Source organism: Pantoea wallisii (genome assembly GCF_002095485.1).
GTDB lineage: Bacteria > Pseudomonadota > Gammaproteobacteria > Enterobacterales > Enterobacteriaceae > Pantoea > Pantoea wallisii.
On record NZ_MLFS01000002.1, the window covers coordinates 83,139 to 106,894 of the forward strand.

The 23,756-nt window shown below is 56.3% G+C and carries 23 protein-coding genes and 1 pseudogene; 13 read left to right on the top strand and 11 right to left on the bottom strand.

The genetic code is table 11. From position 1 onward, the window contains the following. The first annotated feature begins 56 nt into the window (after window positions 1-56). Entirely contained in the window at window positions 57-227 is a 171-nt protein-coding gene (locus HA48_RS22150) for a hypothetical protein (protein WP_167377131.1), read from the top strand. A 43-nt stretch (window positions 228-270) separates the two neighbouring features. Here the strand turns inward: HA48_RS22150 and HA48_RS01040 are convergent, their stop codons facing one another. Together HA48_RS01040 and HA48_RS01045 are read right to left on the bottom strand one after the other, a co-directional pair. Further along, the gene (locus HA48_RS01040) at window positions 271-549 is read right to left on the bottom strand and encodes a hypothetical protein (RefSeq protein WP_128599382.1); all 279 of its coding nucleotides are present in this window, start codon (window positions 547-549) and stop codon (window positions 271-273) included. Window positions 550-702: 153 nt separating this feature from the next. Then, on the bottom strand, window positions 703-1,431 hold the full coding sequence (locus tag HA48_RS01045) for a class I SAM-dependent methyltransferase (protein WP_128599383.1): 729 nt from the start codon (window positions 1,429-1,431) through the stop codon (window positions 703-705). Between the two features lie 252 nt (window positions 1,432-1,683). Here HA48_RS01045 and HA48_RS01050 point away from each other — a divergent pair, with 252 nt between their 5' ends. Next, on the top strand, window positions 1,684-2,331 hold the full coding sequence (locus HA48_RS01050; RefSeq protein WP_128599384.1) for a metallophosphoesterase: 648 nt from the start codon (window positions 1,684-1,686) through the stop codon (window positions 2,329-2,331). Between the two features lie 6 nt (window positions 2,332-2,337). On the opposite strand, the gene rsmF is transcribed toward HA48_RS01050, so the two are convergent. From rsmF to yebS, 3 genes are all read right to left on the bottom strand, one after another. Continuing rightward, on the bottom strand, window positions 2,338-3,762 hold the full coding sequence (rsmF, locus tag HA48_RS01055; protein ID WP_128599385.1) for a 16S rRNA (cytosine(1407)-C(5))-methyltransferase RsmF: 1,425 nt from the start codon (window positions 3,760-3,762) through the stop codon (window positions 2,338-2,340). 75 nt (window positions 3,763-3,837) lie between these two features. Next, complete coding sequence (locus tag HA48_RS01060) at window positions 3,838-6,471, bottom strand: PqiB family protein (RefSeq protein ID WP_128599386.1); 2,634 nt, start codon at window positions 6,469-6,471, stop codon at window positions 3,838-3,840. Beyond that, a complete protein-coding gene (yebS, locus tag HA48_RS01065; RefSeq protein WP_128599387.1) occupies window positions 6,440-7,684 on the bottom strand; it encodes a membrane integrity lipid transport subunit YebS in 1,245 nt (414 codons plus the stop codon). The genes HA48_RS01060 and yebS overlap by 32 nt, the downstream gene beginning before the upstream one ends. A 218-nt stretch (window positions 7,685-7,902) precedes the next feature. Here yebS and HA48_RS01070 point away from each other — a divergent pair, with 218 nt between their 5' ends. The 4 genes and pseudogenes from HA48_RS01070 (at window position 7,903) to htpX (ending at window position 12,343) form a co-directional block, all read left to right on the top strand. Next, window positions 7,903-8,403, top strand: a complete 501-nt coding sequence (locus HA48_RS01070; RefSeq protein WP_128599388.1) for a GAF domain-containing protein — start codon at window positions 7,903-7,905, stop codon at window positions 8,401-8,403. Window positions 8,404-8,499: 96 nt separating this feature from the next. Further along, window positions 8,500-9,181, top strand: a pseudogene (gene proQ, locus HA48_RS01075) (RNA chaperone ProQ). A 20-nt stretch (window positions 9,182-9,201) separates the two neighbouring features. After that, entirely contained in the window at window positions 9,202-11,241 is a 2,040-nt protein-coding gene (gene prc / locus HA48_RS01080) for a carboxy terminal-processing peptidase (protein ID WP_128599389.1), read from the top strand. 220 nt (window positions 11,242-11,461) lie between these two features. Next, a complete protein-coding gene (gene htpX, locus HA48_RS01085) occupies window positions 11,462-12,343 on the top strand; it encodes a protease HtpX (RefSeq protein ID WP_128599390.1) in 882 nt (293 codons plus the stop codon). 58 nt (window positions 12,344-12,401) lie between these two features. Here the strand turns inward: htpX and HA48_RS01090 are convergent, their stop codons facing one another. Continuing rightward, a complete protein-coding gene (locus HA48_RS01090; protein ID WP_128599444.1) occupies window positions 12,402-13,775 on the bottom strand; it encodes an MFS transporter in 1,374 nt (457 codons plus the stop codon). A 192-nt stretch (window positions 13,776-13,967) separates the two neighbouring features. On the opposite strand from HA48_RS01090, the gene kdgR reads away from it, so the two are divergent. Next, the gene (gene kdgR / locus HA48_RS01095) at window positions 13,968-14,762 is read left to right on the top strand and encodes a DNA-binding transcriptional regulator KdgR (protein ID WP_128599391.1); all 795 of its coding nucleotides are present in this window, start codon (window positions 13,968-13,970) and stop codon (window positions 14,760-14,762) included. 39 nt (window positions 14,763-14,801) lie between these two features. On the opposite strand, the gene HA48_RS01100 is transcribed toward kdgR, so the two are convergent. Next, window positions 14,802-15,038, bottom strand: coding sequence for a YobH family protein (locus HA48_RS01100; protein ID WP_128599392.1), 237 nt, complete (start codon window positions 15,036-15,038; stop codon window positions 14,802-14,804). Between the two features lie 217 nt (window positions 15,039-15,255). Here HA48_RS01100 and HA48_RS01105 point away from each other — a divergent pair, with 217 nt between their 5' ends. The 5 genes from HA48_RS01105 to rlmA all read left to right on the top strand — a co-directional run bounded on the left by HA48_RS01105 (window position 15,256) and on the right by rlmA (window position 18,400). Further along, a complete protein-coding gene (locus HA48_RS01105; RefSeq protein ID WP_128599393.1) occupies window positions 15,256-15,531 on the top strand; it encodes a YebO family protein in 276 nt (91 codons plus the stop codon). 17 nt (window positions 15,532-15,548) lie between these two features. Then, complete coding sequence (locus tag HA48_RS01110) at window positions 15,549-16,547, top strand: MBL fold metallo-hydrolase (protein ID WP_128599394.1); 999 nt, start codon at window positions 15,549-15,551, stop codon at window positions 16,545-16,547. A 540-nt stretch (window positions 16,548-17,087) separates the two neighbouring features. Beyond that, complete coding sequence (locus HA48_RS22900) at window positions 17,088-17,162, top strand: DUF2627 domain-containing protein (RefSeq protein WP_110866451.1); 75 nt, start codon at window positions 17,088-17,090, stop codon at window positions 17,160-17,162. A gap of 82 nt (window positions 17,163-17,244) precedes the next feature. Next, the gene (gene cspE, locus HA48_RS01120; RefSeq protein WP_021510024.1) at window positions 17,245-17,454 is read left to right on the top strand and encodes a transcription antiterminator/RNA stability regulator CspE; all 210 of its coding nucleotides are present in this window, start codon (window positions 17,245-17,247) and stop codon (window positions 17,452-17,454) included. Between the two features lie 139 nt (window positions 17,455-17,593). Then, complete coding sequence (gene rlmA / locus HA48_RS01125) at window positions 17,594-18,400, top strand: 23S rRNA (guanine(745)-N(1))-methyltransferase (protein WP_128599395.1); 807 nt, start codon at window positions 17,594-17,596, stop codon at window positions 18,398-18,400. Here the strand turns inward: rlmA and HA48_RS01130 are convergent. The 4 genes from HA48_RS01130 to manX form a co-directional block, all read right to left on the bottom strand. Then, window positions 18,397-18,855, bottom strand: coding sequence for a DUF986 family protein (locus HA48_RS01130; protein WP_128599396.1), 459 nt, complete (start codon window positions 18,853-18,855; stop codon window positions 18,397-18,399). The two genes, rlmA and HA48_RS01130, sit on opposite strands and share 4 nt — an antisense overlap. Window positions 18,856-18,946: 91 nt before the next feature. Continuing rightward, on the bottom strand, window positions 18,947-19,792 hold the full coding sequence (locus tag HA48_RS01135) for a PTS mannose transporter subunit IID (RefSeq protein ID WP_128599397.1): 846 nt from the start codon (window positions 19,790-19,792) through the stop codon (window positions 18,947-18,949). A 14-nt stretch (window positions 19,793-19,806) separates the two neighbouring features. After that, window positions 19,807-20,607 carry a PTS mannose/fructose/sorbose transporter subunit IIC gene (locus tag HA48_RS01140; RefSeq protein WP_128599398.1) on the bottom strand — a complete coding sequence of 267 codons (801 nt, stop codon included), beginning with the start codon at window positions 20,605-20,607 and terminating at the stop codon, window positions 19,807-19,809. 57 nt (window positions 20,608-20,664) lie between these two features. Further along, on the bottom strand, window positions 20,665-21,627 hold the full coding sequence (manX, locus tag HA48_RS01145; RefSeq protein WP_128599399.1) for a PTS mannose transporter subunit IIAB: 963 nt from the start codon (window positions 21,625-21,627) through the stop codon (window positions 20,665-20,667). A gap of 509 nt (window positions 21,628-22,136) precedes the next feature. On the opposite strand from manX, the gene HA48_RS01150 reads away from it, so the two are divergent. Beyond that, window positions 22,137-23,708, top strand: coding sequence for a TerC family protein (locus tag HA48_RS01150; protein WP_128599400.1), 1,572 nt, complete (start codon window positions 22,137-22,139; stop codon window positions 23,706-23,708). Window positions 23,709-23,756 lie beyond the last annotated feature (48 nt).

Here is a 23,756-nt window from a genome sequence, read left to right on the forward strand (position 1 = left end):
CGTTGAAAAATGTTATAAGAGTGCGCATCATTTTTTGCCGCTAATAAGGATTCTGCATGGCTGCAAGTACGCACTATCTTCTCTGGGTAATGATTGGCACGCTGACAATTCTCAGCATCTTTATCGGTGCGATTGTCGGGCAGGCCAAAACGCGCCGCACCGGTTTTCTCACCTTTGCAGGACTATTTGTTGGCTTCATGCTGGCGATATTTCTGATCACCCGGTAGCACGGCTGGACATTGCCACACGCCGGGTGTGGCAATTATGCATTTATGAGGCTGGATGAAGTGCCGCGCGGTGCGCAGCGATCAGCTGGTCTGCGAGGTAGCGATCCTCTTCATGCTGAGCGACATAATATTCATAAGGGTCACGCACATTGAGGCTCTGAATATAGTCGAGATGCGCCTGCTTTACTTCGCGGTTAATATATTGCTCTGTCTCTACGCCCAGTTCGTCGGCATAGGCCGGAGCCTTACTCTTAATTTCATTGATCAGTGCTGCATTATTCTGCATAAATGCTTCGAGATCGATACGGTAATAATCTTTCATCGGCTCACTCCTTATAAAATAACCGTTTAGTAAGCTTGGCAAAAAAACAGAGGTTTTGTCGCACTGAATGCCCACCTTATGCGAGAAAAGCGCACAGGACTGCACACATCTTCAGCCGTATTTCCTGTGTCCGCAAAGTCTGCAAGAAGAGTGCTACGGCTTACGCGCCGCCAGTAAAAACAGCATGGGGCGCTCGCACTCCTCTGCCAGTGCCGGATTCTCGCTTATCTGCTGCGCCTCAGGTCCCCACTCATCCAGATGTTCCATCACGAAACCTGCTGCGATGAGCGCGTTGATCCAGGTAGACAACTTGCGGTGCTGTTTCTTCACACCTTCAGCAAACCAATTACTGGTGCGCTCACCCTCCATCTGATACTGATTGACCGGCCAGCTGCGCTGTTGCCGGGCATCGAAGATCCACTGCTGTTGACGCGGTGCGGAGTAGATTGGATGTTCGCAGGAAAACACCAGTTTGCCGCCCGGCCGCATAGCGTTGAAGAGAGTGGTAAAAAGCGCATCAATGTTAATGATGTAGTGCAGTGCCAGGGAGCTATAAACAATATCGAATGTGCTACTGAGCTGCAGCGTTTCCAGATCGGCGCGCTGATAGGTAATGCCGGGTTGCGTACTCATGGCAACAGCCTGCGCCAGCATCTTTTCGGATACGTCCAGCCCCACGACTTCGCGCGCACCCTGCTGCTGCGCATAACGGCAAAACCAGCCGTAGCCACAGCCTAAATCCAGTACACGCTGATCCTGCAGAGAGGGCAACAGATTGCGCAGGGCAGGCCACTCCGGTGCCCCGTCCAGACCTTTAACTGAACGCGGTAGCGTGGCGTAACCGGCAAAGAAGTCCGGGTCGTCGTAAATATTTTGGCTCATACGGGTTCCTTTGATTGAGACGCAAAGGAGTGTACACATTTAGCGCAGCGTGAAAAACCGCTTAACCCACAAAAAGCAGATGGACAAGCCGGGCCAGCGACTCCAGAAGCAGTAAACTGCCGATAAAGATCAGCACCAACACGCCAATGAATTGCTTACGACTGCTCATGCTGCTCCCTCCGTTGGTTAAACGCTGCCGGACTATACTTTATGCCGGATTCATTAAACTTCCAGTCAACCGGGAATAATTACATGTATTACCAAACGGTGAGTGCGGAAAAGTGGCGCCATATATGGGTGGTGGGCGATCTGCACGGCTGCCGGGCGCAGCTTGATGCCCAACTGCTGCAGCATCACTTTGATGTCCAACAGGATCTGCTGCTGTCGGTGGGGGACTTAATCGATCGCGGCCCTGACAGCCCCGGTTGTCTGCAGTTGCTTAGTGAGCCCTGGTTTCGTGGCGTGCGCGGTAATCATGAGCAGATGGCGCTGGCGGCGCTGGCTGGCGATGACCCCATGCTATGGATGATGAATGGCGGGGCGTGGTTCTGGCAACTTAAAGGCGCTGAGCTCATCAGCGTACGTCATGCGCTGAAACGCTGTGCCGAACTACCGTTGATCCTGCATCTTGCGCTTGCTGACCGCGTCGTGGTGATTGCCCATGCCGACTATCCCGCCAGCCAGTATCAGCTGGGTCAGGAGGTCGACTGGCATCAGGTGGTCTGGAGTCGTGACCGGCTGGGTCGCCATCAGCGGGGCAGGTCAGCGGCCATTGACGGCGCCAGCGACTTTTACTTTGGCCACACGCCGCTGGAGCAGCCGCTAAATGTAGCGAACCAGCACTATATTGATACCGGTGCGGTGTTCGGTAATCGCCTGACGCTGGTTCGCCTGCAGTAATAAGGGTTAGCGGAACAGACGGCCGTCGCGCACCAGCTCGCGCGGATAGCTGTTCTTGATGCGGTTACCCACCTTCTTCGCCAGGCCAAGCGGCTGCTGCTGATAGGTGACAATCACTTCATCACGTGCGGGCAGCGTCTCCGGATGGATATCCTGGCCACGATACCAGCTTTCAGCTTCGGCCTCGGTTAACGCAAACGCCAGGGCGTTATCGGGCTGCGCTAAAGCGACGACGGCTTCATGCTGCCAGCGATAGCCTTTCGGGAAGGTTTCTGCCAGCTTCATGCCGATGCGCGAGAAGCGCACTCTGCCCAGCCAGCTCTCCAGCGCGGCGGGAAACAGCCACAGCTCTTTATCGCGCTGCCACAGGTTCAAACTCTCATCCCAGTGCAGGCCAACGCGCTCTGCCGCCTGTTTAACTTCGGCGATCAGTTTGCGGCTGGCGGGCGAGAAAGGCAGCTTGCCCACTTTATAGGTGGGCGCTGGCAGAGGCGGGATGCTGGCGGTCTTGCGCAGCCGCGCCACAAAAAAACCTTCGCTGTCAAAAATCTGCGGGAATACGTGCAGGAACCCCTCAGGCGTAAGCGCCTGTTCCGCGCCCGCAAACAGGCCCGCGAGCGGCACGATCTCTACCGCATCCGGATACCGCTGTTGCAACCAGCCAACCACCTGCTGGTTTTCGATCTGATTGAGCGTGCAGGTGGAGTAGATCAGCGTCCCGCCCGGCTGGAGCGCGTGAAAGGCGCTGTCGAGCAGATCGCGCTGCGTGGCGGCAATCTCTTCGGTGCTGGCCAGCGTCCAGTTAAGCAGCGCGTCAGCATCTTTACGTACTACGCCTTCACCCGAGCAGGGCGCATCCAGCAGGATGGCATCAAACTGCTCCGGCAGCGCAGCGCCAAATACGCGGCCATCAAAGTGGGTCAGCGCCACGTTGTGCACGCCGCAGCGGCTGATATTGGCATGCAGCACCTTAACGCGACTGGCGGAGTACTCATTGGCGAGGATGGCACCCTGATTCTGCATCAGCGCCGCCATCTGCGTGGTTTTTGAGCCCGGCGCCGCAGCAACATCCATCACCTGACGCGCCGCTGGCGCAGCGTCAAACAGCGCGCTGACCGGCAGCATGGAGCTGGCCTCCTGAATATAGAACAGGCCGCTAAGGTGCTCGGCCACGCTGCCGAGTGGCAATGATTCATCGTCACGCTCGATCCAGAAACCTTCGGCGCACCACGGGATGGGCGTCAGACGCCAGCCGTAATGAGCAGTGCGCGCGAGAAAATCAGCCACGCTGATTTTTAACGTATTCACGCGCAGGCTGCGCCGCAGCGGCTGCTGGCTGATAGCGAGAAAGCGCTGCAGTTCCGCCTCGTCATTGAGGCTGGCGCGCATCAGCGCAAGGAAGTCTTCAGGAAAACGATCTGACACGGGCATCTACCGGGGTAACGAAATGAGCGCGAAGTGTATCATGCAGAAACAAAACGGGCAGCCCGCAGGCTGCCCGTTTGCTTAATTGGGCGACGGAATCGCCGTGCCCCAGTTGCGCCACTCCTTCGGCGCCTCATCCTGCAGCAGGAAGTGCTTGTTCATGCCCGCCTGCGGCGCCAGCGGCACCGTTGGCGGTGTGGCGAACTGAATACCACCGCGAATGAACTGCTGGAAGGTACCGGTCTTCACCACGCCGCCTATCAGGCCGAAATCGAGGTTATAGCCGGAAGCCAGCCAGAACACCGAGTTGTTGCGCACCAGGTGCTGGTATTTCTTACTGATACGCAGCGCGATCTGCACGCGGTCTGCCATGTTGCCCAACGAGGTGCCGGTAACCGTGCCCACCTCGACGCCGCGGAACAGCACTGGCGTACCAATGGAGAGCGATCCCGCTTCAGTAGCATCCACGTAGATGTTCAGGCCGTTGAGATAGCGCGAGTCGGTAATGGTGCTCTCCTGCAGCTCGAAGCTGCGCGCCAGCGCACCTTTCCCGGGGTCGACGTTGACATACGGCTGCAGCAGGGTCTCCAGATGGTTTACCCCGGCCGGTGAAATCTCCGGCGAGACCACTGAGAACCGGCTGCCGATACGCGCAAAGTCCTGCACATATTCCGGGTAGAGCACCGCTTTTGCCACTACCTGATTATTGTCCTGGCTCAGCGCCAGCGACTCGACCTGGCCAACGTTGATGCCCAGGTAGCGAATCGGCATGCCGGCGGCCAGTTTGCTGGCATCAAAGGTATGCAGCGTGATCTGGCTACCGACCGCACGCGCCGCGGTTTCAGAGGGATAAAGCACGCGCTTTACGCCTTTTGCCGCCTGCGCGCCGGTCAGGTTATCAAAGCTGATGGCCCCTTTCAGCGCGCGGTTGAGCGGGGAGGCCTGTACGGTCAGGCCGCTGCCGTTCAGCTGCACTTTGGCGCCGCCTTCGGCCCAGAACACGCTCTCGCTGGTGAGCAGTTTGCGATACTGCGGCTGAATATGGACGGCGATCTCAAACGCGTCGGCGCGGGGCACCACATCAACCACTTCACCCACCTGGAATTTACGGTAGAGCACAACCGATCCCGCCTGGACATCCGGCAAGCTGTTCGCGGTCAGCTTCAGCGTGGTGGGCGGCTGGTCGCCGGTGATACCCTCTTCGGCACGTTCTGCATCGGCATAGAGCGGATAGCGACTGGAGGGTTTGCCTTTGGCGCCCGGGATCAGGCGGATACCGCCATCAACCCATTCGCGCGCGCTGGCGCCCAGTACCTGCATTCCGTCAAGGCCAAACTTCACGTCAAGACGGCTGTTCACTACAAATTTACTGTCGGCATGCACCAGCTGACGGTGTTCGGGATTGATCGCCACCACAAAATTGATGCTGTTCTCTTTGAGTTCGCGCGAGATGATCTGACCAATCTTCACGCCATACAGCATCACCGGCTGGCCCGCATCAATGCCGTAGGTCTCCGGCGCGCTGAGCTGCACGGTCAGCACGTCCGGTTTCTGCAGCAGGGTTTCGTTGGGTGGCAGTACGCTAAAGTGATCCTGCGGCTGACCCTCGCCCGGCACCAGCTCCAGCGTATTGCCGGTGAGCAGGCTGCTCAGGCTGGTATCGGTCAGGCTGAGCTTTGGCGCACGCATCTCAATGCGCGTGCCGCTGCGCATCAGGCTGGTGACTGAAGGATCAATAGTCAGCTCGCCGGTCACTTTGCCGCCCGGCAGCAGAGTCAGTTTGGTTAAGGTGCCTACTTCCAGCCCCTGATACATCAGCGGCGTACTGTCGGCTTTCAGATTGTGGCCATCCGGCAGATCAAGGCTGATCTGCACCCCGCGCTGGCTGCGCGCGAGGTCCGGATAGAGCTGGTAGTTTTCGTCACTGTTAGCCTGCTGGCCGCTCTCCGGTGAGTCAAATGCAATCGCGCCGTTCACCAGCGCGGCCAGGCTCTCCAGCTTCACTTTAGCGCCGTTCAGACTGACATCGGCATCCACGCCGGAGACATTCCAGAAGCGGCTCTGCTTTTTCACCAGATTGGTGAAGCGGCGTTCGATCAGTACATCCACAGTAACGCCATCGGTACTGCCGTTGATGCTGTAGTCATACACGCGGCCCACCGGAATTTTACGGTAGTAGACCAGTGAACCGGTGTTGAGCGAGCCCAGATCCGGCGCGTGCAGATGTATCAGCAGTTCACCGGTGTTAACGCGGTATTTAGGCTGCGTATCAAGCGCGGTGAAGTGATCGCTCTCTTTGCCGTCGCCCGGCATCATGCCGATGTAGTTACCGCCGACCAGCGCATCCAGTCCGGAGACCCCGGCCAGCGAGGCTTTCGGCGTCACCAGCCAGAACTGGGTGTTCTCGCGCAGCGCATCGCGCATATCGCTCTTAATGCTGGCTTTGATCTTAATGCTGCGATAATCATCGCTCAGCACAATGCCCTGCACCGTGCCCACTTCCACGCCCTGATAGCGGATAGGGGTACGCCCCGGCACGATGCCGTCCGCTGTCTGGAAGTTGATGGTGATCGTCGTACCGCGCTCCTGATAGTTGGTCCACAGCAGCCAGCCGGCAATCAGCAGGGCAATAATGGGCAATAACCAGAAGGGCGAAATCTTGCGTTTATTACGCAGATTCGCGCTAGTCGGTGTAGTCGGCGTTTCCTGTTGCATGTGCATCCCAGATCAGGCGGCTATCAAGCCACTCCACAGCCATAATGGTCAGGATAACCGCAGCGCCAAAGTAGAACGCGGCGGGTCCCATGGTAAAAGCCAGCAGCTGATCACGATTGACCAGCGACATGGTTAACGCAATGACGAACAGGTCGAGCATCGACCAGCGGCCCACCCAGGTAACGGCGCGCAGCAGGCGGATGCGGGTTTTTATGCCCTGTTCGCACTTAAAATGGACGCTCAGCAGCAAAGTCAGCATTACCAGCACTTTGGTAAACGGCACCAGGATACTGGCGATAAATACCACGGCGGCAACCGGAATATTGCCGGAGGCGAGGCCCAGAATACCGGAAAAGATGGTGTCTTCGCGGCGTGAACCGTTGACGTAGACCACCGAGATCGGCAGCAGGTTGGCCGGAATCAGCAGCACAATGGAGGCGATCAGCGCCGCCCAGGATTTTTGCAAACTGTGGCGACGACGGAAATCAAGCGGCGTATGGCAGCGCGGGCAGCGGCCGCGATCGTCCGGCATGCCGGTATGATGACAGTTCAGACAGACCTGCCATTTTTCCGGCGCTTCGTGCGGCACGGCCTGAGGGTAGTAATGCTCCCACAGCTGCTCAATATTCAGGTGGATGAGGGTCAGCACGCTCATTACCGTCAGCGCAATATAGGCGGCCAGACCGTAACCGACCTCCAGCGAGGCGTAATCCTGTACCTTGATCGAGGCCACCGCCACACCGACCAGGTAGATATCCAGCATCACCCACTCTTTGAGCTTCTCCAGCATTAGCAGCACCGGACGCAGATTCATACCGAGCGCATGCCCCAGCCATAAATAGCAGATGCCGGCCACCAGCGTGACGGGCGCACCAATGGTGCAAAACGCTACCATGGCGGCGGTCAGCACATTGCCCTGCTGCGCCATCTGCAGCACGCCCTCAAACAGGCTGGCATTGATGCGCATGCCCAGCAGGCGGATATCCACCAGCGGCAGGCTAAAGGCAAACGGCATCAGCACAATCATGGCGACAGCCATCGCGGTGAGGCGCGTCATTGACCAGTCGTGTCCGCTCTGAATTTGTGCGTGGCAGCGGGGGCAGTAGGCCGACTGATGCGATTTAACATCCGGTAAGGAAAAAAGGGTATCGCATTGGGGACAACGCTGATAACGTGCGTGGGGCAACGTCTGGCTGATAGCGTGAATTTTCATAGGTGACGCAAGTGGCCCATCGTTCGTTACGGATACCGGCATGTTATGCGGGATAAATCTGCCTGCAATATTCTGTGGTCCAAGAATTGTCTCAAACACAGAGTGCTAAGGGTATAGTAACAAACGCGATGATTCACCTTGTGAGGCTGGATTATTAGTGCTTATTTTAACAACTGAGTGACAACAGGGTCACGCCAGTGACGAGTTATGGTTAAACAATGAACAAAAAAGCCTTTTACGAGGATTTAAATCGCGATGTCCGCGCACTGTTAGCGGGTGAAACCGCGTTCCTCGCTGCGCTGGGGAATTGCAGTGCGCTGTTATTTGAACGCCTGGAGGGCGTGAACTGGGCAGGATTCTATTTGCTGACCGAACCAAACACGCTGGTGTTGGGCCCGTTCCAGGGCAAAATCGCCTGCGTGCGTATTCCGGTGGGCAAAGGCGTATGCGGTACGGCGATAGCGGAGGAGAGAGTGCAGCGGGTAGAAGACGTGCACGCTTTCCCGGGGCATATCGCCTGTGACGCAGCCAGCAATGCAGAAATCGTGATTCCTCTGAAAGTGAATGGCACGGTTGTGGGTGTTCTCGACATCGACAGCACGGTCTATTCTCGCTTCGACAGTGAGGATGAAGCGGGGCTGGTGGCCCTTACCGACGGGCTTTGTGAAGTACTGGCGCACAGTGACATCGAAAAATTTATTCAGCTGTCGCGTAGCTAATCGACTGGATCACATAGCATTTGGCGATGTTGTCATTATAATGTCGCCTGTTCATGCCTGCTCTGGTCGGCAAACCCGTTGTAATCAGGAAATTTCATGGAAAATCAACCTAAGTTGAATAGCAGTAAAGAAGTGATCGCCTTTCTGGCGGAGCGTTTTCCGCACTGCTTTAGCGCCGAAGGTGAAGCGCGTCCGCTTAAAATCGGAATCTTTCAGGATCTGGTGGAGCGCGTTCAGGGCGAAAACAGCCTGAGCAAGACGCAACTGCGTTCGGCCTTACGTCTTTATACCTCGAGCTGGCGTTACCTTTACGGCATCAAAGCCGGTGCAACGCGCGTTGATCTCGACGGCAACGCCTGTGGCGTGCTGGATGAGCAACACGTTGAACACGCGCGCAAACAGCTGGAAGAAGCGAAAGCGCGCGTTCAGGCGCAGCGCGAGCAGCAAAAAGCGAAAAAGCGTGAAGCCGGTGAAGAGGGCGCTGAGCGTCGCCCGCGTAAACCTGCGCCACGTAAAGCTGCCGAAGGCGAAGCGCCGCGTAAGCCACGTCCACAGGCCCCCGCGTGCGGCGTCTGCTGAGCGTAACGCAGCACCGCGTCCGCCGCGTGCGAAGCCCGTCACCGATACCTCAACTTTGCTGCCTGGTCAGAATATCAAAGTTAAAGCAGGTAAAAGTGCCATGGACGCAACCATCCTGGAAATTACCAAGGATGGCGTTCGGGTTCAGCTCGCTTCCGGCATGGCTATGATTGTGCGCGCAGAACACTTGCAGTTCTGAAACGGAGGCCCGACCCTGGCATGAACAGCATTTTTAAGATCGGCATGATCGCGGGCCTGCTACTGGCAGGCCCCACCTTTGGCGCGGATAACATTACCCGCGCCGACCAGATTCCCCAGCTACACGAAGAAGCACAGCATCCTACCGTCAGTGAGCGCGTGACCTCGCGCTTTACCCGCTCCCACTATCGCCAGTTCGATCTGAATCAGGACTTTTCAGCGAAAATCTTTGATCGCTACCTGAACCTGCTCGACTACAGCCACAACGTGCTGCTGGCCTCCGACGTGGCGCAATACGCAGATAAAAAAACCACGCTGGGTGATGAGCTGCGTAGCGGTAAGCTGGACCTCTTTTACGATCTCTATAATCTCGCGCAGAAGCGTCGCTTTGAGCGCTATCAATATGCGCTCAGCGTGCTCAACCGGCCGATGAATTTTACGGGCAACGATACGATTGATATCGATCGTGCCAAATCACCCTGGCCAAAAAGCAGCGATGAACTTAACGCGCTGTGGGATGCCAAGGTGAAGTATGACGAACTGAGCCTGAAGCTGGCGGGCAAAGATGACAAAGAGATCCGTGAAACGCTGACTAAGCGTTACAACTTTGCCATCCGCCGTCTGGCGCAGAGCAACAGCGAAGATGTGTTCCAGCTGGCGATGACCGCGTTCGCGCATGAGATCGATCCGCACACCAACTATCTTTCGCCGCGCAATACAGAGCAGTTCAACACCGAAATGAGCCTCTCGCTGGAGGGCATTGGCGCCGTCCTGCAGATGGACGATGACTACACGGTAATCAACTCCATGGTAGCCGGCGGGCCGGCAGCCAAGAGCAAAGCGATCACCGTGGGCGACCGCATCGTGGGCGTCGGCCAACCGGGCAAGCCAGTGGAAGATGTGATTGGCTGGCGTCTGGATGATGTGGTGTCCAAAATCAAAGGGCCGAAGGGCAGCAAAGTGCGCCTGGAGATCCTGCCAGCCGGTAAGGGCACCAAAACCCGCACGGTAACGCTGACGCGCGAGAAGATCCGTCTGGAAGATCGCGCGGTGAAAGGCACCGTTCACACTGTCGGCAAAGAGAAAGTCGGCGTGCTGGATATTCCAGGCTTCTACGTTGGCCTGACCGATGACGTGAAAGTGCAGCTGCAGAAACTGCAGAAGCAGAATGTAGACAGCATCGTTATCGATCTGCGGACCAACGGCGGCGGTGCGCTTACCGAAGCGGTATCGCTTTCCGGCCTGTTCATTCCGAGCGGTCCGGTGGTGCAGGTGCGTGACAACAATGGCCGCGTGCGTGAAGACAGCGATAACGACGGCATCGTTTACTACAAAGGTCCGCTGGTGGTGCTGGTCGATCGATTCAGTGCATCCGCTTCGGAAATCTTTGCGGCCGCCATGCAGGATTATGGCCGTGCGCTGATTGTCGGTGAACCGACCTTTGGTAAAGGCACCGTGCAGCAGTACCGTTCGCTCAATCGTATTTACGATCAGATGCTGCGTCCGGAGTGGCCGGCGCTGGGTTCGGTACAGTACACCATTCAGAAGTTCTACCGCATCAACGGCGGCAGCACCCAGCGTAAAGGCGTCACGCCAGATTTGCTGATGCCGACCGGCGTGGAAGCAGCGGAGACCGGCGAAAAGTTCGAGGACAATGCGCTGCCGTGGGATAGCATCAACGCGGCGACCTACACCAAAACCGGCGATATCACGCCGCTGGTGCCGCAGCTGACCAAAGAGCATGCCGATCGCATCGCTAAAGATCGTGAGTTCCAGTACATCATGAAAGACATTGCGCGCTTCAATGCGATGAAGGATAAGCGCAATATCGTGTCACTCAATCTGGCGCAGCGCGAGAAAGAGAACCACGAAGAGGATGCACTGCGACTGGAGCGCATCAACGCCCGCTATCAGGCAGAAGGTAAAGCGCCGCTGAAGAGTCTGGACGATTTACCGAAGGATTATAAAGAGCCCGATCCTTACCTGGATGAAACGGTGAAAGTTGCCAACGATTTGGCCCAGCTGGAAAAATCCCAGCCGGCAGCTGAAGCGGCAAAATAACCGCTGACTGTGAAGATCAGCACCGCTGCGGCGGTGCTTTTTTTTGCGTTAAAATAACTGTTGCGTATGGCTAATCACTGCTAACGTGCTGCCCGTTACCAAATGTAAAGTTATGTCTTTTTAGGCACTTAAAGATTAAGGTCGCTTGAAATGCTGCGTGATGGACATAGGATGTATATCCGCGCATGAGCGCGAGCACAACTGAGGAAGATGAACGTTTATGATGCGTATTGCGCTTTTCCTGGTCACCAACCTGGCGGTGATGTTGGTATTCGGACTGATTCTGAGTCTGACAGGAATCCAGTCAAGCAGTGTTCAGGGTCTGATGATTATGGCAGGTCTGTTTGGCTTTGGCGGTGCGTTTGTTTCACTGCTGATGTCTAAATGGATGGCGTTGCGTTCCGTTGGCGGTGAAGTGATTGAACAACCCCGCAACGAAACGGAGCGCTGGCTGATGGAAACCGTCAGCCGCCAGGCTCAGCAGGCCGGCGTTGCCATGCCGCAGGTGGCGATTTATCACGCGCCCGATATCAACGCGTTTGCAACCGGTGCGCGCCGCGATGCCTCGCTGGTCGCCGTCTCCACCGGCTTACTGCAAAACATGAGCCGTGACGAAGCGGAAGCGGTGCTGGCGCACGAGATGGCGCACATCGCGAATGGCGATATGGTCACCATGACGCTGATTCAGGGTATCGTGAACACCTTCGTGATCTTTATTTCGCGTATTATCGCGCAGGTGGCTTCAGGTTTCCTGTCCGGTAACCGTGACGGTGAAGAGAGCAGCAACGGTAACCCGCTGGTCTATTTCGCCGTTGCTACCGTGCTGGAGCTGGTATTCGGTATCCTCGCCAGCATCATCACCATGTGGTTCTCACGTCACCGTGAGTTCCACGCTGATGCCGGTTCGGCCAAACTGGTGGGCCGCGAGAAGATGATTGCGGCTCTGCAACGTCTGAAAACCAGTTATGAGCCGCAGGAACCGGGCAGCATGATGGCGTTCTGTATCAACGGTAAAAATAAATCGCTGAGTGAGCTGTTTATGTCGCACCCGCCGCTCGATAAACGCATCGAAGCGCTGCGCAGCGGTGAATACCTGAAATAGTCATCAGGCGTATGTGTGAAACCGCCGTCTCAGACGGCGGTTTTTTTATGCGTATCACTCAGGCCTGACGCGCCTGTGTCAGGCGCGCCATACTCACCAGCGTTGCGACAGTCGCAAAACTACCAGCCAGCACCAGTGAGGCGTGCGTTCCGCTGTCGCTGAACAGGTTGAACATCAAGGCCACCAGGGCAGCCCCGCTGCTCTGACCCACCAGGCGCGCGGTACCCAGCATGCCGCTGGCACCGCCGCTGCGGTTGCGCGGTGCGGAGGAGATAATGGTGTGATTATTGGGTGACTGGAACAGCCCGAAGCCGGCACCGCACAGCATCATGCGCCAGATAATATCCGCATCGGTCGGCTGCGAGGGCAGCAGCGCCAGCAGGAACAGACCTGCGGCGAACATCGCCAGTCCCAGACCACCCAGTAACCCGGCATGAAAGCGCTCAATCAGCCGGCCGGCAATCGGCGCCATCACCATGGTGGCCAGCGGCCAGGGCGTTAACAGTAATCCGGTGGCTACCTCATCGCGTCCCAGCACGTTCTGCAGGAAAAAGGGCAGGGAGACCATCGCCAGCATCTGGGCGCAAAACGAGCACACCGATGTGACAATCGACAGGGAGAAGATCGGGATGCGCAGCAGGTCAACCGGCAACAGCGGTACCGGCATCGCCAGCTGGCGGCGCACAAACACGATCCCGACCAGCAGCAGCGCCACCGCTTCACCCGCGATCAGCCAGGCATTCTGCCCCTGAGAGAAGCCGGTCAGCGCGGAGATCATCAGGCCAAAGAACAGCGCATTCATGATGGCACTCGGGATATCAAACTTCTGCTGTTTGGCTTTTTGCGTGTTATCCGGCAGGAAACGCAGCGCCAGCCACAGCGCAACGACCCCGAGCGGTATGTTGATCAGGAATAGCCACTTCCAGCTGGCAATCGAGAGAATTGCGGCGGCCACCGTCGGTCCCGCCGCGCTGGATACCGCGACAATCAGCGAGTTGATCGCCATGCCGCGCCCCAGATAGCGTTGCGGATAGATAATACGAATCAGCGCCGTGTTCACGCTCATCAGCGCAGCGCCGCCAAACCCCTGCAGCACGCGCGCCAGCGTCAGCGTGTTGAGCGAGGTGGAGAGCGCGCAGAACAGCGACGTAATAATAAACAGCACCAGGCCGGCCTGATAAATGCGGCGATAGCCAAGCATGTCGCCGAGAAAAGAGAGCGACAGCAGGGAGATCACGATAGCGATCTGGTAGGCGTTAACGATCCAGATCGACTCGGCCGGGCTGGCATTAAGCTCACGGGCGATGGTGGGAAGCGCGACATTTGCAATCGCGCCATCCAGCACGGCCATCATAATGCCCAGTGCGATAGTGATAATAGCGCCGTAGCGCTGCGGAACGGGTAAACCATCCTGTGGAACAGTCGGGGACATAGGCGTGTAAGTGAAGTGGGTGAATATCATCATGCTAATCAATTCTGCCGGTGAAAGCACCGCATGCGTTGACAAAAAATTACGAGAGAATATGTCGCCCGCCGTCGGTGATTGCCGCCGTTGCCAGGAAACCTCTATACTGGCGCTTCTGTTCCGATTTTTTTGAAACACCAGCAAAAAAGGAAATTCCAGATGGCGAGCAGTGATAACGATAAACAGCAGCCCGATTCCGTTTCATCCGTCATGAAGGTGTTTGGCATTCTTCAGGCGTTAGGCGAAGAGCGTGACCACGGGATTACGGAGCTCTCTCAGCGCGTCATGATGTCCAAAAGCACCGTTTATCGCTTTCTGCAGACCATGAAATCGCTGGGTTATGTGGCGCAGGAGGGGGAGAGTGAAAAATACTCGCTGACACTCAAGCTGTTTGAACTGGGTGCCCGGGCGCTGCAGAACGTCGATCTGATTCGCAGCGCGGATGTAGAGATGCGTGAGCTGTCGCGCCTGACCAAAGAGACCATCCATCTCGGGGCGCTGGAAGAGGACAGCATTGTCTATATCCATAAAATCGACTCGCTGTATAACCTGCGTATGTACTCGCGTATTGGCCGACGCAACCCGCTGCATACCACGGCGATTGGTAAAGTCCTGCTGGCATGGCGCGATCGCAGTGAAGTACAGGATATCCTGCGTGAAGTGGAGTTCCGCCGCAGCACTGCCAATACCATTGTGACAGCCGATGCACTGCTTACGGTGCTGGATCAGGTGAAAGTACAGGGTTTTGGTGAGGATAACGAGGAGCAGGAAGAGGGTTTGCGGTGTATCGCGGTGCCGGTATTTGATCGCTTCGGTGTAGTCATCGCCGGACTGAGTATCTCTTTTCCCACCATCCGTTTTTCTGAGGATGCGAAGAACGAATATGTGGCGATGCTGCACCGTGCCGCGCGCAATCTGTCGGAACAGATGGGCTACCACGCGTACCCGTTCTGAGCACGGCTGACGGGCTGTTGCCAGCCCGTCAGAGAGCATTTAGTTATCGACCACTTCCCCGCTTTTTTTCAGCAGTGGACAATCCGTCACGCCGATGATGCCGCTATCGGTGTGCAGATACTGGGCATTAATCATGCCGCGCGCTGTCAGGTAGCTGCACTGCAGCCCCAGACCCGCTGCGTTTTTATTGCTGCCGGTCAACACACCATAGCCGGTAAACAGCATCGCCAGCCAGAGCAGCGCCATCACCATTACCGCACGAATCAGTAGTTTCATTTTTATCTCCTTGTGTTACATAACGCAGCGGTCCTGAATGTGCTGCGAACGCTATGGTAGCAGCATGCCTCGCTTTTTCCGGTAAATCGATCAGAGATAACTGAAAGCCGCACCGGGGCGGGATAATCTGCTTTCTGCCGGTAACCATATCTTTTCCGCGCGCAACGCGTAAAATCAGCGGCGGTGTACCAGTTGATGTTTGATAATAGAGGCAGTTATGAACGAGTTAGCCGCAAATACCAGTCCGCTGTTTAACTATGGCGTGCTGGCCATCATCCTTGTTGTGGCCTTTATCGCCTGGTTCTTCGTCAACCGGGCCAGCGTGCGTGCCAGTGAGCAGATTCAGCTGCTGGAAGCGCTGCTGGAAGAGCAGAAAAAGCAGAATGCGCTGTTGCGTCGTCTGATTGACGCGCAGCCGGAGAGCAAAGCGATGCAGGATGAGGAAGACGCTGCGGATTCGCGCGATTTCATTCGTCTGATTCCGGAACGTTAAGCGGTTAAGGAGCATTGATGGCCTGGCAGAATCCCTGGTACGACGCCACGCAGGCGCATCACACGCCTGAAGGCTTCCGCAACCCCGAAGAGGAGCTGCGCCAGCCCGGGGATCTGCAGCGCTGGCGGCGGGAGCGCAAACAGCAAAACCTGCCGCAGCCGCCCCGGGCCGGCTATCCTGCTTTCATTGAGAGCTGGTGTCAGGCGGTGGATCTCAGCGGCACGGATGATCGCATCTGGTGGCTGGGACACGCAGCGCTGCTGCTGCGGCTTAACCAGCGCTACCTGCTGATCGATCCGGCGCTCTCTGCGCGCGCGTCGCCGTTGCCGTTTGCCGGTCCGCAGCGTAAAACGCCGGCTCCGCTTAGCCTCGCCGGGTTACCCCATCTGGATTACGTGCTGATTTCGCATAACCATTACGATCACCTCGACCGCCCCACCGTAAAGCGCATTGCACGTCAGTTCCCGGCTGCGCATTTTCTGGTGCCGCTGGGGATGGCGCAGTGGTGCCGTAAGCGTGGCGTGCGTACGGTGACCGAACTCGACTGGTGGCACTCTGTGGCGCTGAATGGCATTCAGTTTACCGCCGTGCCGGCCCGTCACTGGAGCATGCGCACCTTCTGGGATCGCAACCGCACGTTGTGGTGTGGCTGGGTGGTGCGCAATCCCCAGCTAAACTTCTGGTTTTCCGGCGACAGCGGCTACAGTGAAAATCTGCATGCCATTGCGCAACAGCTTGGCCCGTTTAATCTTGCGGCGTTGCCCATCGGTGCCTATGCACCGAAATGGTTCATGCGCGGCCAGCATATGGATCCGGATCAGGCGGTGCATTTGTGGCAGCATATTGGCCGGCCGCTCACCATTCCAATACACTGGGGCGTGTTTGAACTGGCCGATGAATCGCTGGATGAACCACCACGAGCACTGGCGCAGGCGCTGCAGATAGCAGGTGAGGAGAATAGTGGCTTTGCGCCATGGCGAATAGGCGAAAGCCGTAGTCTGGTAAATTTAGATTAAGATTTATCTTAGGTGAGATCTGTTAAATTTACGCTGCTGGTGCGTTTTTTTAACATTTATTTGTCAGCTGCTCAGATAAAATTGAGATAACTGCCAGATAAACGCCTGCCTGTATTTAGGGCATCAGCTTTATTACTCTCCTGATTTTGGTGCAGAATATTTTAGAAGCTGTACTGAATAAAATAAACTGTACAATATTTGCACAGTGCACGGTTGTTGCATGCAACATAACATTTTCGCTGGAATAGGTTATCTCTGCCATATTAATGCAATATATTTTGCGTAACTTTACCCGATTTAATTGGGCACCAAGCCATTTCCGCGCTTCGCTTGACGCAGGGTGCATTTAGCGCTAACTATACTGAACACGCAGTGTTTTTTGTGCATCTTGCGGGTGCGTTGTCAATATCCTGACAGGGACTGAGCGCGTTAATAATACTAATTATGTGCGGCGTGTCGATCACCGTTTAAAAATGGCTTGCCATTAATTTCCGAATATGTGATAACGACTCGTGGGTCAAACGAGGTACAGCTCTGTTTATGTATGGCATCTTCAGTAAAGAAGTTACGAGTAAAGACGTTGACGTTGAATACCGCTTCCTTGCCGAACCTTAAATTAGTGCCTCATTCAGTAATGTCTCTGGTTTATCTGTACGACTGCCTTCGGGCAATATAAACACTCTAAGGAATTTGCAAAATGGCAAAGATTAAAGGTCAGGTTAAGTGGTTCAACGAGTCTAAAGGTTTTGGTTTTATTACTCCTGCTGACGGCAGCAAAGATGTGTTCGTACACTTCTCTGCTATCCAGGGCAACGGTTTTAAAACGCTGGCCGAAGGTCAACAAGTTGAGTTTGAAATTCAGGACGGCCAGAAAGGCCCGGCAGCAGTTAACGTAACTGCTATCTGATTTCGCTCTCAGGCTCGGTGTCATACACCGCCGAAACGAATCGTAAAGCCCCGCTCACTGAGCGGGGCTTTTCTTTATCCTTTCTGTTGCCAGACGATCAGGGTAAACTGCGCCGCGAATCGCTAACCCGGAGTTGTCTATGTCGTTGATTTGTCCCCTTTGTCACCAGCCGTTGCTCCCGCACGCGCAGGGCTTGCGCTGTGATGCCGGTCATCAGTTTGATCAGGCGAAAGAGGGATACGTCAATCTGCTGCCGGTGCAGCACAAAGGATCGCGTGAACCTGGTGACAGTGCAGAGATGCTGCGGGCGCGCCGTGCCTTCCTGGATGCCGGCCACTATCAGCCGCTGCGCGATCGCGTCGCAGAGATTCTCGCACAGCGGCTGGCCGGGCAATCGTCACAGGTGCTGGATATTGGCTGTGGCGAAGGTTACTACACGGCGGCGATGGCCGCTGCGCTACCAGCAGGGCAGTTGTATGGACTGGATGTGGCAAAAGCGGCTGTGCGTATGGCAGCAAAACGCTACCGCACTGCAATGTTCTGCGTGGCCTCCAGCCAGCGTCTGCCGTTTGCTGAGGGTGCGCTGGATGGTGTGGTGCGCATTTACGCGCCCTGTAACGAAGCAGAGCTCAGCCGGGTAATAAAAACGCACGGTTATCTGCTGACCGTGACGCCTGGCCCGTACCATCTGCAGCAATTTAAGGCGCTGATCTATCGCGATGTGCAGCTGCACGCTGCTGAAGAGAAGGTCTATGAGGGCTTTACGCAGGTCGATCAGCAAAATCTTAACTACGCGATGACGCTGAGCGGCGCAGAAGCGGTGAGTTTGCTGCAGATGACGCCCTTTGCCTGGCGCGCACGTGAAGCGGTGTGGCAGGCGCTTGCGGCGTCAACCAGCTTTAGCTGCGATGCCGACTTCACGCTCACGCTGTGGCAGCGTACTTAGCGCGCCTCCACCAGCGTATGGTAAATCTTCTCCAGGTCGTCGAGCTGTTGCACCGCAATCAGCAGGCGACGCTGCTCCAGCTGCATCACCAGAATACCGTCTTCAGACAGGTTCATCCCCTGGATTCGGCGGTAATCGATCCACACGCTGGCAAAAAACAGCCCCTCACTTTTCATCAGTAGCTTCGGACTGCGTATCCAGAATAGCCAGATCGCCATAAAGATCAGCACCATCAGCAGCGTGGTGGTGAGCTGCGGGCCTTGATTACTGATGTTGTTCCACAACAGGATCAGCAGCAATACAATAAAAATAGCGCTGTCGATTTTATGCCGGCGACGCAGCGCCACGCGCAGCCGCGTCGGGCCTTTGCGGCGCGGCAGAATAGCATCATCGTAAATGGCGTACAGAACGAGACCGGTGATAAGCAGGGCGATCAGGGCGTCAGTCAGTGACATGAAAAGCGGTTCCTTAAACAAATTTACCTCAGCGTGGTCGCTCAGGTAACGCTGTTCAATATGCCGGGAGCCTGCGCTCCCGGCAGTGAGATTACAGACCGAGCAGGCCGATCCAGTAGCCGAAGATACCGATAGCGAAGAAGCCGACGATAATCCACAGTGCGTTGACCTTGCGACGCAGCAGCCACATACAGCCAAACGTCAGCAGCAGCGGGATCAGGCCAGGCATCAGCTGGTCAAGGATTGATTGCACCGTGGTGACGGTGGTTTTACCGGTCTGATCCGTAATGCGCGACACTACCAGCGGCACGTTAACGTGTGTCCACTTGTTCACCAGCGCACCCATGACAAACAGGCCAAGAATTGACGCGCCCTCCGTCAGCTTCTGCAGGAAGCCGCCGCCCATATCGCTGACGATATCTACCCCTTTGCGATAACCGTAAGCCACGCCGTAGTAGCGGGTGAGCATACGCGCAATGTTGAACAGGAAGAAGAACAGCAGCGGACCCAGCAGGCTACCGCTCATTGCGATCCCGGCGCCGAGCGCCGCAAACACCGGACGCACCGTGCCCCAGAATATCGGGTCGCCCACGCCTGCCAGCGGGCCCATCAGGCCAACTTTGATGCCGTTAATGGCGCCATCGTCAATCGCAGCCCCGTTAGCGCGCTGCTCCTCCATCGCCATGGTTACGCCCAGCACCGGCGCCGCAACATAGGGATGGGTATTGAAGAACTCCAGGTGACGTTTAATCGCCTGTTTGCGCTCGTCGTTGTTCTCCGGATAGAGACGACGGATAACCGGCACCATTGAGAAGCAGAAGCCCAGCGCCTGCATACGTTCGAAGTTCCACGAACCCTGGAACAGGTTAGAGCGCAGGAACACGCCGCGCACGTCACCCGGGGTGAGTTTTTTTGGAGCGTTAGTTGTATCTGCCATGATTGCACCTGTTCCTAGTCGAGTTCGTTATCGAGGTCGTTGTTAGCCGGGCCAGCGGAAGCGGCACCTGCGACACGGTTATATTTCGGCGCCAGCTGGATGTAGAGCACGGCCATCACCACGCCAATCACGCCCAGCGCAACCAGGTTAAAGTCGGTAAACGCTGCGGTGACGAAGCCGAGATAGAAGAACGGCATCAGGTAGCCCGCGCGCATCATATTGATGACCATCGCGTAGCCGACCACCACAATCATTCCGCCCGCAATATTCAGGCCATTGGTCACCACTTCCGGAATAGAGCTCAGCAGCGTGTGTACCGCGTCCGTTCCGACTGAAATCGCCACGATCAACGCAGGAATCGCAATACGCATCGCCTGCAGCAGCAGGGCAGAGACGTGAATCCACGAGATCGCGCTCAGGTTGCCTTTTTCGGCGGCTTTATCAGCGGCGTGCTGGAAAGCCACGGTGATGGTACGCACGATGATAGTCAGCACCTGACCAGCCGCCGCCAGTGGGATTGCCAGGGCAATACCGGCCCCGACGCTTTGCCCGCCGGCAATGACCAGAATGGTAGAGATGATGGAGGCCAGCGCCGCATCAGGCGCCACTGCCGCACCGATGTTCATCCAGCCCAGGGCGATCATCTCCAGCGTACCGCCGATGATGATGCCGGTTTTCATATCACCCAGTACTGCGCCAATCAGCGTACAGGCCACCAGCGGACGGTGGAACTGGAACTCATCAAGGATGGACCCCATCCCGGCAATACAGGCCACAATAAATATCAGTACAATTTGTAGCGAGGTTATTTCCATTGCATTTCTCCTCAGCAAGGTCAGAACAATTCGCCCGCACGCGCAGGCACAGGCGAACTACTGATTGACCTTCGCAATCAGGTCCATCATTTTTAGTTTCGGATCGTTAGAGACTTTGCGCACCTCCAGCTCAATGCCGCGTTCATTCAGTTTACGGAAGGCAGCAATGTCCTTCTCATCCACCGAGACCGCGTTATTGACCTGGGTTTTGCCTTGTCGGAACGCCATGCCGCCGATATTAACGGACTTGATGTCGACACCCTGTTCCACCACGCGCTCCACATCGGTGGGGTTGGTGAAGAGCAGCATCACGCGATCGCGCCCATATTTCGGGTTGTTCCAGACGCGTATCATCTTGGCGACATCCACCACGTGCGCGGTAACGCCGGGCGGTGCCACCTGCGTCAGCAGCGTCTTACGCACGTGATCGTTGGCGACTTCGTCACTGACCACGATAATGCGCGTGACGTCCGTCTCTTTGGTCCAGCGGGTCGCAACCTGGCCGTGAATCAGGCGATCGTCGATGCGGGCAAGGCCAATCTTCATGTGTTCCCCAGGCGCCAGCGGTTTCGATGGCGGAGGCGGCGCTTTAGCGGCCGGTGCAGCCGTCGCCGGCGCAGCGGATTCGGTTTTCAGCGCTTTGACGCCTTCACGTCCCGCTTCAACCGCGATATGAATCAGCGCTTCAAGCGTCGGATCGTCATCGCGGCCCATCAGGGTTTCGACCAGCATCGGGATGTTGACGCCGGCAATCACATCGTAATCGGGCTTATCCACCACAATGCGGCTGGCGGCATTGAAGGGGCTGCCTCCCCAGGTATCCACCAGGAACAGTACGCCTTTAGACGTATCCAGCTCTGCCAGTCGTGCCTGATATTTTTCAATCAGCGTTTCTGCATTTTCGCCGGGCACGAAATCAATCCATCCGACATTTTCCTGCTCACCCAACAGCATTTCTGCTGTTTTCAGCAGCTGTTCTGCCGCCCAGCCATGTGTACCAATTACAAGAGCAATGGTCACTTGCTACCTCCGTTCGCATGAGAGATTCACTGGCATTGCCGGGAATCATTGAGAATTACCGTTGTTGATTCAGGTGGATCGTGTTGGTCTGTAATGAAGAGAAGCCTCAATAAAATTCCGCCACTTTCCGCTCCCCAGCGGTAAGGTCGCGATTTATTTTAGTGATCGAAAAAATAATTTATGTGATGGTTGTCCGCTATTTTGAGCGCAACGGCGTTGATGTGGTTTTTTGTGTCTGTTTCATGCGCCAGCGCAGTTATTTGTAAATGTAAGAAAATTTTTTGATTCTGTTGAGGTAACTGATACATTAACGGTCTGTTTATTACTCAGGAGTAACGAGCTTCAGCTCACCTTATGGACCGTCACCGACGTCGCTTTACCTGCTCTCTGCGCCACGCCGCGCCACGCTCAACGCGCCTCAGCGTTACCCCATCTGCTCATGATCTGTCGTCTCGCCATCCGGTGCAGACTCAATCCTGTTCGCCTTTCTTTCGTGTAGGGAGTCACTAATGGAACTGTTTTTAGACCCTTCACTCTGGGCGGGCTTACTGACGCTGATCGTGCTGGAGATCGTACTGGGTATTGATAACCTGGTGTTCATTGCCATCCTGGCCGACAAACTACCGCCGAAGCAGCGTGACAAAGCCCGACTGATTGGCCTGTCGCTGGCGCTGGTGATGCGCCTGGGCCTGCTTTCGGTTATCTCCTGGATGGTGACGCTTACGCGGCCCCTATTCAGCGTAGGCGATTTCAGCTTTTCCGGACGAGATTTAATTCTGCTGTTTGGTGGTCTGTTCCTGCTCTTTAAGGGCACCATGGAGCTGCATGAGAGGCTGGAGAACCGTGGACATGAAGGGCAGGGCAATAAAGGCTATGCCAGCTTCTGGGCGGTGGTGTTACAGATTGTGGTGCTGGATGCCGTGTTCTCGCTGGATGCCGTGATTACGGCGGTGGGAATGGTGAACCATCTGCCGGTGATGATGGCTGCGGTGGTGATTGCGATGGGCGTGATGCTGCTGGCATCGAAACCGCTTACCAACTTCGTTAACGCGCACCCTACGGTAGTGGTGCTCTGTCTGAGCTTCCTGCTGATGATCGGTTTGTCGCTGGTGGCAGAGGGCTTTGGCTTCCACATTCCGAAAGGTTACCTGTACGCGGCGATTGGCTTCTCAATCATCATCGAGCTGTTTAACCAGATTGCGCGTCGTAACTTTATTCGTCACCAGTCGCACCGCCCGATGCGTGAGCGTACCGCCGAAGCGATTCTGCGCCTGATGGGTGGCCGCCAGCGTAACGCGGGCCAGCCAGCGAACAGTGAAGAAGCGGCGCTGAATGAAGCGATGCCGCAGGAAGCGTTTAAGGATGAAGAGCGTTACATGATCAACGGCGTGCTGACGCTGTCGCAGCGCTCGATCCGCAGCATCATGACGCCGCGCGGTGATATCTCCTGGGTTGATGTGGCGCGTCCGCTGGATGAGATTCGCATTCAGCTGCTGGATACGCCGCACAGCCTGTTCCCGGTATGCCGGGGCGAGCTGGATGAGATCATTGGTGTGGTGCGCGCCAAAGAGCTGCTGGTGGCGCTGGAGCACGGTATGGATGTCGCGACCTTCGCTGCCAATTCGCCGGCAATTGTGGTGCCGGAGACGCTGGACCCGATTAATCTGCTGGGCGTGCTGCGCCGGGCGAAAGGCAGCTTCGTAATTGTCACCAATGAGTTTGGTGTGGTGCAGGGGCTGATTACGCCGCTGGACGTGCTGGAGGCGATCGCCGGTGAGTTCCCGGATGAGGATGAGACGCCGGATGTGATTGCGGATGGCGACGGCTGGTTAGTAAAAGGCGGTACCGATCTGCACTCCCTGCAGCAGCTGCTGGATCACCATGAGCTGGTGAAGCAGGAGGACGATCACGCCTCACTGGCCGGCTTACTGATTGCGCAAAAAGGGCAGCTGCCGCAGCCGGGTGAGGTCATTGATATGCCGCCGCTGCATTTCCAGATCATCGAAGCCACCGATTACCGTATCGACCTGGTGCGTGTGACGAAAGACAAGCCGCACGATGATGAGGAAGAGAACGCGTAATTTCCGCGTGATATGAAGCAAGGGCCGTCAGATGACGGCCCTTTCTCT